Origin of the sequence: Pantoea sp. UBA5923 (genome assembly GCF_002431095.1) — a bacterium.
Lineage (GTDB): Bacteria > Pseudomonadota > Gammaproteobacteria > Enterobacterales > Enterobacteriaceae > Pantoea > Pantoea piersonii.
This window is the reverse complement of record NZ_DJDN01000066.1, coordinates 48699-61924: the sequence shown is the minus strand read 5'-3', so window position 1 is coordinate 61924 and position 13226 is coordinate 48699. Positions and strand designations below refer to the sequence as shown.

Genomic DNA, 13226 nt, shown 5'->3' with positions numbered 1-13226 from the left:
GCCTGTTGCGGCACCGGCCAGCTACGCTGACCCGATTTATCACTTCGCGGCGCGCGCCACTTCTTGCGCAACCCGTTCGGTTGCATCGGGGATCGCCACCTGACGGGCTTTTTCCGCCATATTTAACAGCGTGGGACGATCCCAGTGGCGCAGCGTCTCCGCCACGGCATCCGCGGTAAACTGCGGCTGCTCAAAAATTTTGGCCGCGCCCGCTTTTTCCAGCGGCAGCGCATTCCAGTACTGCTGACGATCTTTATGCTGAAAGGGCACGAAAATCGCTGGTAAACCCGCAGCGGCGATTTCGCTGACGGTCAGCGCGCCGGAGCGGCAAACCACCACATCCGCCCAGGCGTAGGCGGCCGCCATATCATCAATAAATTCCGTAACCTTATGCTGCGTCTGGCCAACCTGCTGATAGGCCTTAAGCACATCCTGCAGCGCCCCTTTACCGGTCTGATGCCACAGCGTGATCGTGTCGCCCAGCGCGGCCGCGACCTGCGGCAGCGTCTGATTCAGCACGCGCGCGCCCTGGCTGCCGCCGACCACCAGCACGCGGACCGGGCCGCTGCGGTTAGCCAGACGTTGCTCCGGCAGCGGCAGCGCCAGTACATCGGTACGTACCGGATTGCCTACGACCTCCGCATGCGGAAAAGCGCCGGGAAAAGCCTGCATCACTTTGCTGGCGATCTTCGCCAGCCACTTGTTGGTCAGTCCGGCAATGCCGTTCTGCTCATGCAGCACCACCGGGATGCCGCAGCTCCAGGCGGCGAGGCCGCCAGGCCCCGAGACGTAACCGCCCATGCCCAGCACCACATCCGGCTTCCACGCCTGCATAATGGCGCGCGCCTGACGCCAGGCGTTGAAAATACGCATCGGCGCCAGCAGCAGCGCTTTCAGCCCCTTGCCGCGCAGGCCGCTGATGCGGATAAACTCAATCTCAATACCGTGTTTCGGCACCAGATCCGCTTCCATTCTGTCGGCCGTACCGAGCCAGCGAACCTGCCACCCCTGTTCCATCAGATGATGGGCGACGGCCAGACCGGGGAAGACATGCCCACCGGTTCCGCCCGCCATCACCATCAAACGCTTCCCACTCATCGGGCACCTCGGGTAAACGCCTGCGCTTTGGTCAGGCGCGTTTCATAATCAATACGCAGCAAAAACACGATCGCGGTCGACATAATCAGCAGGCTGGAACCGCCGTAGCTGATTAACGGCAGCGTCAGACCTTTCGTCGGCAGCATGCCCGCTGCCGCGCCGACGTTTACCAGCGCCTGGAAGCTGAACCACACGCCGATCGAGCAGGCCAGAAAGCCGGAAAAACGCTGATCGATCTCCAGCGCGCGGCGGCCAATCGACATCGCACGAAAAGCGACGAAGAATACCATCAACAACGCTAAAACCACACCGATATAACCCAGCTCCTCGCCGATGATGGAGAAGATAAAGTCGGTATGCGCTTCCGGCAGATATTCCAGCTTTTGCACCGAATTGCCGAGCCCCTGTCCCCAGAACTCGCCGCGGCCAAATGCCATCAGCGACTGCGTCAGCTGATAACCGCTGCCGAAGGGATCTTCCCAGGGGTTCCAGAAGGAAGTCACGCGACGCATACGGTAAGGCTCGGCGATAATCAGCAGCACCACGGCGAAAATACCGGAGCCGATAATCGCCAGGAACTGCCACAGCTTCGCGCCCGCCAGAAAGAGCATCGCCAGCGTGGTGACGAACAGCACGACCACGGTGCCGAGGTCAGGCTGCGCCAGCAGCAGCACCGCCAGCACCACCATCACGCCCATCGGTTTGCAGAAGCCCCAGAAGTTATTTCGCACCTCCTCGACCTTACGCACCAGATAGCTGGCGAGATAGCAGAACAGCGACAGCTTCGACAGCTCCGCGGGCTGAATACGCAGCGGCCCCAGGGCGATCCAGCGCGACGCGCCGTTCACCGAGCTGCCCACGACCAGCACGATAAGCAGCATCACTACCGAAGCCAGCAGCATGGCGTTGCTGTAGCGCTGCCAGAAATCCATCGGCACGCGCAGCGTGACCAGCGCGATGCCGAGACCCAGCGCAATATAGAACGCGTCGCGCTTGGCGAAGTAAAAGGGATCGTCGTTCAGACGCTGACCGACCGGCATAGAAGCCGAGGTCACCATCACGAAGCCCACAATCGCCAGCCCGAAGGTTAGCCACAGCAGCGTGCGGTCATAAAGCACCAGCGCGGAGTCGTCGCTTTCGCGCGCGCCCATCACCCAGTCTTTCAGTCGGCTGCCGATAAAAGCAAAAAGTCCGATTATCAGTCCGGCGCCAGGAATACGCATCAGCCTAACTCCTTCGCCAGCTGCGCGAAGCGGTCGCCACGCTGCTCGAAATTACGGAACTGATCGAGGCTGGCGCAGGCTGGCGAGAGCAACACCATATCGCCAGGCTGTAGCTGCGGCGCGATCTGCTCCATTGCCTGCTGCATCGTCTCGGTGCGTACGGCGCTGTCAGGCCGCAGCGCAGCCAGCGCGTCGCCATCGCGGCCGAAGCAGTAGAGATGAACCTTCTCGTCCTGCACGTAGCGCGCCAGCGGGGAAAAATCGGCCGATTTGCCGTCGCCGCCCAGCAGCAGCCAGAGTCGGCCTTTAACCTGCAGACCGTTAAGCGCCGCCTCGGTGCTGCCGACGTTGGTGGCTTTAGAGTCGTTGATCCAGCGCACGCCCTTAGCCTCATGCACCAGCTGAAAGCGATGCGCCAGCCCGCTAAAGCTGGTCAGCGCCGCCAGGCTGGAAGCGCGAGGCAGGCCTACGGCATCCGCCAGCGCCAGCGCCGCCAGCGCATTGGTATAGTTGTGCTGCCCCACCAGTTTCATCTCATCGGTGTTGAGCACTTTTTCGCCCTTCACGCGCAGCCAGGTCGCGCCCTGCTGGCGATTAAGGTGATAATCACCGAAGTCGATGCCGAAACTGACGCAGCGCGCATCGGCGCCGCGCACCGGCATCGTCATCGCATCGTCGGCGTTGACTACGCATACTCGCGCATTTTCATAGATACGCAGCTTCGCGGCGCGGTACTGCTGCATGCCGAGCGGATAGCGATCCATATGATCTTCGGTGACGTTAAGAATGGTCGCCGCCGCGGCCTTCAGGCTAAACGTGGTTTCCAGCTGAAAGCTGGAAAGCTCCAGCACGTAGAGCTGTGCGGGTGACTTCAGCAGCGACAGCGCCGGCAGGCCGATATTGCCGCCAACGCCAACCTGCCAGCCGGCGGCCCGCGCCATTTCGCCAACCAGCGTGGTGACGGTGCTTTTGCCGTTGGAACCGGTGATCGCGACGATCGGCGCCTGCGCTTCGCGGCAGAAAAGCTCAATATCGCCGACGATCTCAACGCCCGCATCTGCCGCCTCGCTGAGCGCCGGATGCGCCAGCGCGATGCCTGGACTGGCGACGATAAGATCCGCCGCCAGCAACCAGTCGCTGTTCAACCCGCCGGTATAGCGCTCTACCTGCTCAGGCAGCTTGTCGAGTCCCGGCGGCGACACACGGGTATCCATCACGCGCGGCGTTACGCCTTGCGCTAAAAAGAAATCAACACAGGAGAGCCCGGTCAGGCCCAGCCCGATAATGACGACTTTTCTGCCCCGATAGTCAGCCATAATTAACGTACCTTCAGCGTGGCCAGGCCAATAAGCACCAGCATCAGCGAGATGATCCAGAAGCGCACGATCACGCGCGGTTCCGGCCAGCCTTTCAGTTCATAGTGATGATGAATCGGCGCCATGCGGAAAATGCGCTGTCCGCGTAGCTTGAACGATCCTACCTGCAGGATCACAGAGAGCGTCTCTACCACAAACACGCCGCCCATAATCACCAGCAAAAACTCCTGACGCAGCAGCACAGCCAGCGTGCCGAGCGCGCCGCCCAGCGCCAGCGAACCCACGTCGCCCATAAAGACCTGCGCCGGATAGGTGTTGAACCACAGGAAGCCCAGCCCTGCCCCGACGATAGCGGTACAGACGATCACCAGCTCGCCCGCATGGCGTAAATAGGGAATATGGAGATACTCAGCGAACTTAACGTTGCCGGTTGCCCAGGCCACCAGCGCGAACCCTGCCGCGACGAATACGGTCGGCATAATCGCCAGACCGTCCAGGCCGTCGGTCAGGTTAACGGCGTTGCCGGTGCCGACGATAACGAAGTAGGCGAGCACTACGTAGAACAGGCCAAGCTGCGGCATGATATCTTTGAAGAAAGGCACCACCAGCTGCGTGGCGGGCGTGCCTTTACCGGCGGCGTAGAGTGCAAACGCCACGCCCAGCGAAATCACCGACATCCAGAAATATTTCCAGCGAGCGATCAGGCCCTTCGTGTCCTTACGCACCACTTTGCGATAGTCATCAACAAAGCCGATGATGCCAAAGCCCACCAGCACCACCAGTACGCACCAGACATAGGGATTCGAAGGATAAGCCCACATCAGCACCGAAACGGTGATCGAGGTGAGGATCATAATCCCGCCCATGGTCGGCGTACCGCGCTTGCTGAAGTGCGACTCCGGACCGTCGTTGCGTACCACCTGGCCGATTTGCAGCTTTTGCAGCCAGGCGATCAGGCGAGGCCCCATCCATAACGAGATAAATAAAGCGGTCAGCAGGCTGACAATGGCGCGAAACGTCAGATACGAAAAGACGTTGAAGCCGGAATAAAAAGCGACCAGATGCTCGGCCAGCCAGACTAACATGTTCCCATCTCCTGTAGGTTCTGCACGACCTGCTCCATGGCAGCACTACGCGAACCCTTAATCAAAACGGTTAATTCCCGATGTTCGGACAACAGCGTCCGTAAACGTTCAGTCAGCGCGGTTTTTGTGTCGAAATGTTCGCCAACCCCGCTGCTTTCACTAATGTGCGCGCTCAGCGCGCCAACGCTCAGCACGCGATCGACGCCTGCGGCTTTCGCTGCCAGCCCGACTTCGCGATGGCACTGCTCCGCCTCTTCGCCCAGCTCCGCCATATCGCCCACCACCATTACGCGGTAGCCGGGCATTTCGCCCAGCACCTGCGCGGCGGCCGTCATCGAGCCGACATTGGCGTTATAGCTGTCGTCGAGCAGCAGCTGCTTCTCGGAGAGACGAATCGGGAACAGGCGGCCAGGAACGGCCTGCAGGCTTTTCAGCCCGCTCTGAATGGCGCTAAGCGGCGCGTCGACCGACAGCGCCAGCGCGGCGGCAGCAAGCGCGTTAGCGATGTTATGACGACCCGGCAGTGGCAGCGTAACGTCGATGTCGCCGCGCGGCGTCTGCATAATGAAATGAGTGCCGTCTACGGTCAGACGGATATCGCGCGCGGTAAAATCGCTGTCGGCCGCCTGCGGCGAGAAGCGCCATACGCGCTTGCCATGCAGGTTCGCCTGCCAGTGCGGCCAGTCGTTGCTGTCGGCGTTCAGAATGGCAGTGCCGTTCGCGGGCAGGCCGTTGAAGATCTCCCCTTTCGCCTTCGCTACGCCCGCCAGCGAACCGAAGCCCTCCAGATGCGCCGCTGCCAGGTTATTCACCAGCGCGCTCTCAGGACGCGTCAGCTCGGTGGTATAGGCGATTTCGCCCTGGTGATTCGCGCCCAGTTCGATAACCGCATACTGATGCTGCTCGGTCAGGCGCAGCAGCGTCATCGGTACGCCGAAATCGTTATTCAGATTGCCCGCGGTATAGAGCGTTTCGCCGCATTCACGCAGGATGGAGGCGGTCATCTCTTTGACCGAGGTTTTACCGGACGAACCGGTGAGCGCGACTACGCGCGCTTTCGATTGCTGACGCACCCAGGCGGCCAGCTTGCCGAACGCAATGCGCGTGTCGGCAACCACGACCTGCGGTACGGAGACGTGTAAACACTTACTCACTAACAACGCCTGCGCGCCGCTGGCGATAGCGTCAGCGGCAAAGTCATGCGCGTCGAAGCGTTCACCAACCAGCGCCACAAACAGGCTGCCCGGCGTTACTTTGCGCGTATCGGTAGTGACGTCGTTAAGCGTAAGATCGTTGCCGTGTAGCGTGCCGCCGCTGATTTCAGCCAGAGTGGTAAGGGAAACCGGGATCATGCCGTCACTCCTAATAACGCAGCAACCGTGGCGCGGTCGGAGTAATCCAGACGACGATTCCCCACGATTTGATAATCTTCATGACCTTTGCCCGCCACCAGCACGATGTCGTCAGGCTGCGCCTGCAAAACAGCGTTAGTGACCGCTTGCGCACGTCCAGCCACGACGCGCGCGCGATGCGGCTCGAGCAGGCCGGTCAAAATGTCGTTAACGATAGCCTGCGGATCTTCGCTGCGCGGATTGTCGTCGGTAATCACCACAACATCCGCGAACTGCTCGGCGATCGCGCCCATCAGGGGACGCTTGCCTTTATCGCGATCGCCGCCGCAGCCAAACAGACACCACAGCTTGCCTTTGCAGTGCAGGCGCGCAGCCTCCAGCGCTTTTTCCAGCGCGTCTGGCGTGTGGGCGTAATCCACTACAACGGTCGGTTTGCCCGGCGCGCTGAAAACTTCCATGCGACCGCAGACCGGCTGAAGCTGCGGCGCGGTCCGCACCAAATCGGCGAGCGGATAATCAAGCGCCAGCAACGTAGCGAAAGCCAGCAGCAGATTGCTGACGTTAAACGCGCCCATCAGTCGGCTGTCGAATTCGCCCTCGCCCCAGCTTGAGCTGAAACGGATATGGGCGCCGTTATCGTGATATTTCACCTCTTCGGCTTTCACCCAGCGACCGTGACAGCCCGGCTGTAAATTATTTGCCATGGTGACGGCGACGGCGTCCGGCAGCGTCGCCAGCCAGCGGCGCCCGGCTTCGTCATCGGCGTTAAGGATCATTTCGCCAACCTGATGGTCGGTAAAAAGCAGCTTCTTAGCCGATTCGTAGGTCTGCATATCACCGTGGTAGTCAAGATGATCGCGGCTCAGATTGGTAAAGACCGCAGCGGCGAATGGCAGCGCGGCAACGCGATGCTGCACCAGACCATGCGAGGAGACCTCCATCGCGGTCAGCGTCGCGCCCTGCTGCGCCAGATCCCTTAAAAGATGCTGCACCTCGACGGCCGAACCGGTCGTATTCTCAGCGGCGGTCAGCTGTCCGAGCAGGCCATTGCCGACGGTGCCCATCACCGCGCCGGTTTCACCCAGCCGCTGCGCCCATTGCGCCAGCAGTTGCGTGGTGGTAGTTTTGCCATTGGTGCCGGTCACGCCTATCAGCTTCTGCTTTTCGCCCGGCTGACCATAAAAACGCCCCGCCAGCGCGGAGAGGCGCTGCGGCAGCTGCGCCAGATAAATCACCGGCACGCCGTGCATCTCACGAATATCGCCATCGCTGGCTTCGCCTTCGGCTTCCGCGATCACGGCGGCAACGCCCTGCGCGATCGCCTGCGGAATAAAACGCCGTCCGTCGGCGTGGTGGCCTGCGACAGCCACAAACAGATCGCCGGAGGCCGCTTTGCGGCTGTCCAGTGTCATGTCACCCAGGGGACGCGCCGGCGCGCCTGGCACCCACGGGCCCAGCAAGTCGCGCAGGTTACGATCTGTCACTTTTTTCCTCACTTCTGTTAGTCACCAGCTCGTTTTTGTCATTGGGCGGCAACGCGTCCGGCTCGATATTCATGGTGCGTAAAGCGCCGCCCATAATGGCACCGAACACCGGCGCGGAGACCGCACCACCGTAATATTTGCCGGCCTGGGGATCGTTGATCACCACCACCAGCGCAAAACGAGGATGACTGGCAGGCGCGACGCCTGCGGTGTAAGCAATATATTTGTTAACGTAACGGCCATCCGGACCAACTTTTTTCGCGGTACCGGTTTTAATCGCGATGCGGTAGCCCTTGATCGCCGCTTTCACGCCGCCGCCGCCCGGCAGCGCAACGCTTTCCATCATATGAACCACTGTTTTCACCAGTGATTCCGGGAAGACGCGCTCGCCCGCCACAGGCGGATCGACTTTAGTGATCGACAGCGGCCGGAAGATGCCGTAGCTGCCGATCGTCGCGTAGACACGCGCTAACTGTAACGGGGTTACCATTAGCCCGTAGCCGAAAGAGAAGGTGGCCCTCTCTATGTCAGACCACCGTTGTTTTTGAGGGTATAAGCCACTACTTTCCCCGACCAGCCCCAAATTGGTCGGTTTACCCAGGCCAAAGCGCGCATAAGTATCTACAAGCGCTGAGGAGGGCATCGCTAACGCCAGCCGTGAAACACCGACGTTACTCGACTTCTGCAGAACCCCGGTAAGGGTCAGTTCGTTGTACCGCGCCACGTCTTTGATTTCATGGCCATTAACGCGATACGGTACAGTATTAAGCACGCTGTTTTCCCGCACCACGCCGCGCTGCAGCGCCGTCATCACCACCATCGGTTTAACGGTCGAGCCCGGCTCGAAAATATCGGTGATGGCGCGGTTGCGCATGATATCTTTCGGCGTGTTGCTGAGGTTATTAGGGTTGTAAGCCGGGCTGTTCGCCATCGCCAGCACTTCGCCGGTGTTGACCTCAACCAACACGGCGGAGCCAGATTCAGCTTTATTGAACGCGACGGCGTTATTGAGTTCGCGATAGACCAGCGCCTGCAGACGTTCGTCAATGCTGAGCGTCAGGTTATGCGCGGCGCGGCTGTCTACCGACGAGATATCTTCAATGACGCGGCCGTTGCGATCTTTACGCACCGTTCGCTCGCCAGGCGCGCCGGTCAGCCACTTATCGAAGCTTTTTTCGATGCCTTCGATGCCCTGCCCATCAATATTGGTAAAGCCGATCAGATGAGAAGTCACCTGGCCGGCGGGATAGTAGCGACGCGACTCTTCGCGCAGATGGATGCCAGGCAGTTTGAGTTTTTTGATGTAGTCGCTGATGGCAGGATTGACCTGACGCGCCAGATAGATGAAGCGTCCTTTAGGATTAGCGTTAACGCGCGTTGCCAGCTGATCGAGCGGAATCGAGAGCGCATCGGCAAGCGCCTTCCAGCGGCTGTCGAGAGTAACGCCGCCCGCGTCGTGCAGCTCTTTAGGGTCTGCCCAGATGGCGTTGACCGGTACGCTGACCGCCAGCGGACGACCGGCGCGATCGCTGATCATGCCGCGCGCGGTGGGAATCGCCTGTACGCGCAAGGAGCGCAGATCGCCCTCTTTCACCAGCTTATCCGGCTTGATGACCTGCAGCCAGGCGACGCGCGACAGCAGGCCAAACAGCGCCAGTAAAATACAGCCGCACAGCAACGCAAAACGCCAGCTTACAAAGCTGGCTTTATCTTCCTGTTTTTTCAACTTCAGCGTTTTGCTTGCGCCGCTCATGGCGATTTAGCGTTCCTTATTTCTGTACCACAATGTTTTCCTGAGAGGGATCAACATGCTGTAGCTGCAGCTTCTCGGTAGCGATACGCTCCACCCGACTGTGATCGCCCAGCGCGTTCTCCTCAAGGATCAGGTTACGCCATTCAATGTCTAGCGCGTCGCGCTCTAAAACCAGCTGCTCGCGCTGCGCGGTCAGCAGACGCGTTTTGTGCGTCGTCGTCACCACCATGATGGCCGACACCAGTACGGCGATGAGCAAAATCACCGGGATTTTGCCGAATCGCAGCAGATCGCCGCCGATAACCCCAGGCAGGCTGTGACGTTCGTTGCCGATCATGCGTCGGTTCTCTCCGCGATACGCAGAACCGAACTGCGCGCGCGTGGATTGTCCGCCACTTCCGCTTCGCCCGGCGTCATTTTGCCGAGCAGCTTCAGCTGACGTCCGCCCAGCGCCTTAAGCTGCGCTTCGGTCATCGGAATACCTGCCGGCACCTGCGGACCGCGACTCTGGTCGCGCATAAAACGCTTCACCAGGCGATCTTCCAGCGAGTGGAAACTGATAATGGAGAGACGCCCTTCGGGCGCCAGTACCGTTAACGCGCCCTTCAATGCCTTTTCGATCTCTTCCAGCTCGCTATTGATCCAGATGCGGATCGCCTGAAAGCTGCGCGTCGCCGGATGCTTAAACTTATCTTTCACCGGCGTCGCCGCCGCGATGACTTCAGCCAGCTCTTTGGTGCGCGTCATCGGCTGCTCGCGGTTACGTTCCACGATGGCGCGCGCGATACGTTTAGCAAAACGCTCCTCGCCGTACGTCTTCAGCACAAAGGCGATATCCGCTTCTTCGGCCTGCAACAGCCACTCTGCGGCGGAATGCCCGCGCGTCGGGTCCATACGCATATCCAGCGGCCCATCGCGCATAAAAGAGAAACCGCGCTCGGCGTCATCCAGCTGCGGCGACGACACGCCGAGATCAAGCAGGATGCCGTCAATTTTGCCGCTTAACTCCAGCGCTTCGACATACTCGGCCAGCTCGGAGAACGGACCATGCACGATGGAGAAACGCGGATCGGCGATTTCAGCAGCTGCAGCGATAGCTTGCGGGTCACGATCGATGGCGATAAGCCGTCCCTGCGCGCCCAGCTGCGACAGAATCAATCGTGAATGTCCGCCGCGACCAAAGGTGCCGTCGATGTAGATGCCGTCTTCCCTGATGTTGAGGCCGTTAACCGCCTCGTCCAGTAGCACCGTGGTATGTTTAAAATTTTCCTGCATAGCTATAGCGACAAGTCCTGCAACCGCTCAGATAACGGTTCCTGAGCCGACTGTTCTGCGTCAATGTCATCCTTAACTTGTTGATACCAGGTCTGTTCATCCCACAGTTCAAACTTGTTGAACTGGCCGACCAGCATCACTTCTTTTGTCAGGCCCGCATGCTGTCGAAGGGTATTCGCCAGCAGTAAACGGCCTGCATTGTCCATCTGACACTCACTGGCATGGCCCAGCAACAGACGCTGTACGCGTCGCTCAACAGGGTTCATGCTGGATAAGCGAGACAGCTTTTTTTCGATGATTTCCCATTCGGGCAAGGTATAAAGCAACAGGCAGGGCTGATGAAGGTCGATGGTGCATACCATCTGCCCTTGAGATTCCCCGATCAGCGTGTCGCGATAGCGCGTAGGTACGGCCAGTCGCCCCTTGCTGTCAAGATTGACTAACGTTGCTCCACGGAACATGCCAGTCTTCCCCTCAGCTCCCCATTTTCACCACTTTACCCCACTTTTTACCACGCCACGAGTTTACGGAGCCGATGAAATCGTTGTCAAGCCGAAGCGCGGCGGGAATATAACTATTTACAGGAGGGAATTTCGCTGATTGAAAAGCGACAAAGGGGTCAAAAGGTCAATTTTAAAAATTAACCTGATGAATAATGGAATAAAAACCATAGGGCTTAAAAAAATGATTAAAAATAAACCTGACGGCCCGCGCTAATATTCTTCACTGTTTCTGAGACAGGGGCTGCATTTTAGGGGATTTCTGAAAGCGGCCTCACCAGCTTCAGGGGCGACGGGGAGTGATGTCAGCCAGAAGAAATGGACAATTAACAATCACATCGCCGCTAATTTGTTAAATGAGGTGTCTCAGATTTACGCTTTTTTACCCTAAAAATTGACGAATATTAATGCAGAAAAATTTAAGGGCAGCGGTATTGCTGCCCCTCTGCTATTTATTTTTGCGATTTAGCTGCCCACGACGAAATAAATTTCGCCGAATACGCGTTAATCCCGGTTTCGGTTTTCTCGGCTCATCGAGCGAAGCCAGAACTAACTCCAGCACGCGCTCCGCAACATCGCGATGGCGCTGCCCCACGGCCAGCACCGGACAGTCCAGAAAGTCCAGTAATTCGTGGTCGCCAAAGGTCGCGATAGCGAGGTCGGTCGGCAGACGTCCGTCACGTTTTAGCGTCACATCCATGACGCCCTGCAGCAGGCCGAAAGAGGTGGTGAAAAGCGCCTCCGGCATATCGTGATCGTCAAGATACTTCTCAAACAGCGCGGCCGCCGCCGTACGCTCGAAGCTGTTGCAGTAGATATAGTCGATGGGTCGCGGATCCTCTTTCCAGGCATCGCGGAACCCCATCTCGCGCAAAAAGCTGACGGAAAGCTCTGGCAGTGCGCCGAGGAACAGGACGTTTTTTACCGGCAGCTGACGCAATTCAGCCGCCAGGGCAAAAGCATCGTCCTGATCGGCCCCGACAACGCTGGTAAAATGCTCGCGGTCCAGCGCGCGGTCCAGCGCGATAATCGGCAGCGGATCGTTGATCCAGCGCTGATAAAAGGGATGCTCCGGCGGCAAAGAGGTAGAAACGATGATCGCATCGACCTGACGCTGCAGCAGATGTTCGATACAGCGCATTTCATTGTCGGGCTGATCTTCTGAACAGGCGATCAGCAGCTGATAGCCGCGTTGACGCGCCTGACGCTCCAGGTAGTTGGCGATGCGAGTATAGCTGGTATTCTCCAGATCGGGGATTACCAGGCCGATAGAACGCGTGCGGCCGGCGCGCAGGCCCGCCGCCACTGCATTGGGGTGATAGTTATGCTCACGCACGACCGCCATCACTTTCTCGACGGTTTTTTCGCTGACACGATACTGCCGCGCTTTGCCATTGATGACATAACTGGCCGTGGTGCGCGACACGCCCGCCAGACGCGCGATTTCATCCAGTTTCACGATAACTCCATACTTCACGGCGAGCCGCGTTGCGACAGATGTCCGCAACTAAGCTAAGGGTAACTCGTTTGTAACATCTAACAGCAGAACTTCGCGCTGAGCAACCGCTTTTCTTAGCTAGCCCTGTTTAGCGCATAAAATAAAAAAACCCGGCATTACGCCGGGTTAGAGACAGTAACCTGTAGTGATTAACGCATAATGCGGTCGCCGCGCGACACGCCGACGATGCCGGAACGCGCCACTTCGACAATCTCTGCGACTTCGCGCACGGTATTAAGAAAGGCGTCGAGCTTGTCGCTGGTGCCCGCAAGCTGAACCGTGTACAGCGTTGGCGTCACGTCGATAATCTGACCGCGGAAGATCTCGGCGCTGCGCTTGACCTCCTCTCGGCCGTAACCGGTAGCCTGCAGCTTCACCAGCATGATTTCACGTTCGACATAAGCGCCCTGCCCCAGCTCGCTGACGCGCAGCACATCCACCAGCTTATGCAGCTGCTTTTCAATCTGCTCCAGCACCTTTTCGTCACCGACGGTCTGAATAGTCATACGCGACAGCGTTGGGTCGTCAGTCGGCGCGACGGTCAGGCTTTCGATGTTGTAGCCGCGCTGAGAGAAGAGGCCTACCACGCGCGACAATGCGCCGGATTCATTCTCCAGCAGAACCGATAAAATACGACGCATA

At 58.9% G+C, this 13226-nt stretch carries 12 protein-coding genes; all 12 read right to left on the bottom strand.

Annotated features, from left to right (window positions below; translation table 11 throughout):
* Window positions 1-39 precede the first annotated feature (39 nt).
* The 12 genes from murG to ilvN all read right to left on the bottom strand — a co-directional run bounded on the left by murG (window position 40) and on the right by ilvN (window position 13225).
* Window positions 40-1098 carry an undecaprenyldiphospho-muramoylpentapeptide beta-N-acetylglucosaminyltransferase gene (murG, locus tag B3797_RS15375; protein WP_311791527.1) on the bottom strand — a complete coding sequence of 353 codons (1059 nt, stop codon included), beginning with the start codon at window positions 1096-1098 and terminating at the stop codon, window positions 40-42.
* Complete coding sequence (gene ftsW, locus B3797_RS15370) at window positions 1095-2321, bottom strand: cell division protein FtsW (protein WP_311783095.1); 1227 nt, start codon at window positions 2319-2321, stop codon at window positions 1095-1097. The genes murG and ftsW overlap by 4 nt, the downstream gene beginning before the upstream one ends.
* The gene (murD, locus tag B3797_RS15365) at window positions 2321-3637 is read right to left on the bottom strand and encodes a UDP-N-acetylmuramoyl-L-alanine--D-glutamate ligase (protein WP_120455716.1); all 1317 of its coding nucleotides are present in this window, start codon (window positions 3635-3637) and stop codon (window positions 2321-2323) included. Before murD ends, ftsW begins: the two co-directional genes overlap by 1 nt.
* Window positions 3638-3639: 2 nt before the next feature.
* A complete protein-coding gene (gene mraY, locus B3797_RS15360) occupies window positions 3640-4722 on the bottom strand; it encodes a phospho-N-acetylmuramoyl-pentapeptide-transferase (protein WP_033749483.1) in 1083 nt (360 codons plus the stop codon).
* Window positions 4716-6074 carry a UDP-N-acetylmuramoyl-tripeptide--D-alanyl-D-alanine ligase gene (gene murF, locus B3797_RS15355; protein ID WP_311791526.1) on the bottom strand — a complete coding sequence of 453 codons (1359 nt, stop codon included), beginning with the start codon at window positions 6072-6074 and terminating at the stop codon, window positions 4716-4718. Before murF ends, mraY begins: the two co-directional genes overlap by 7 nt.
* Window positions 6071-7558 carry a UDP-N-acetylmuramoyl-L-alanyl-D-glutamate--2,6-diaminopimelate ligase gene (murE, locus tag B3797_RS15350; protein ID WP_311791525.1) on the bottom strand — a complete coding sequence of 496 codons (1488 nt, stop codon included), beginning with the start codon at window positions 7556-7558 and terminating at the stop codon, window positions 6071-6073. Before murE ends, murF begins: the two co-directional genes overlap by 4 nt.
* The gene (locus tag B3797_RS15345) at window positions 7545-9311 is read right to left on the bottom strand and encodes a peptidoglycan glycosyltransferase FtsI (RefSeq protein ID WP_311791524.1); all 1767 of its coding nucleotides are present in this window, start codon (window positions 9309-9311) and stop codon (window positions 7545-7547) included. The genes murE and B3797_RS15345 overlap by 14 nt, the downstream gene beginning before the upstream one ends.
* A 16-nt stretch (window positions 9312-9327) precedes the next feature.
* Window positions 9328-9648, bottom strand: a complete 321-nt coding sequence (ftsL, locus tag B3797_RS15340; RefSeq protein WP_120455710.1) for a cell division protein FtsL — start codon at window positions 9646-9648, stop codon at window positions 9328-9330.
* Entirely contained in the window at window positions 9645-10586 is a 942-nt protein-coding gene (gene rsmH / locus B3797_RS15335) for a 16S rRNA (cytosine(1402)-N(4))-methyltransferase RsmH (RefSeq protein ID WP_311783100.1), read from the bottom strand. Before rsmH ends, ftsL begins: the two co-directional genes overlap by 4 nt.
* 2 nt (window positions 10587-10588) lie before the next feature.
* Window positions 10589-11047: a division/cell wall cluster transcriptional repressor MraZ gene (gene mraZ, locus B3797_RS15330; RefSeq protein WP_311783101.1), complete on the bottom strand. Its 459-nt coding sequence runs from the start codon at window positions 11045-11047 to the stop codon at window positions 10589-10591.
* A 487-nt stretch (window positions 11048-11534) separates the two neighbouring features.
* Entirely contained in the window at window positions 11535-12545 is a 1011-nt protein-coding gene (gene cra / locus B3797_RS15325; RefSeq protein WP_311783102.1) for a catabolite repressor/activator, read from the bottom strand.
* Window positions 12546-12733: 188 nt separating this feature from the next.
* Window positions 12734-13225: an acetolactate synthase small subunit gene (ilvN, locus tag B3797_RS15320; RefSeq protein WP_033749472.1), complete on the bottom strand. Its 492-nt coding sequence runs from the start codon at window positions 13223-13225 to the stop codon at window positions 12734-12736.
* Between the last annotated feature and the right edge of the window lies 1 nt (window position 13226).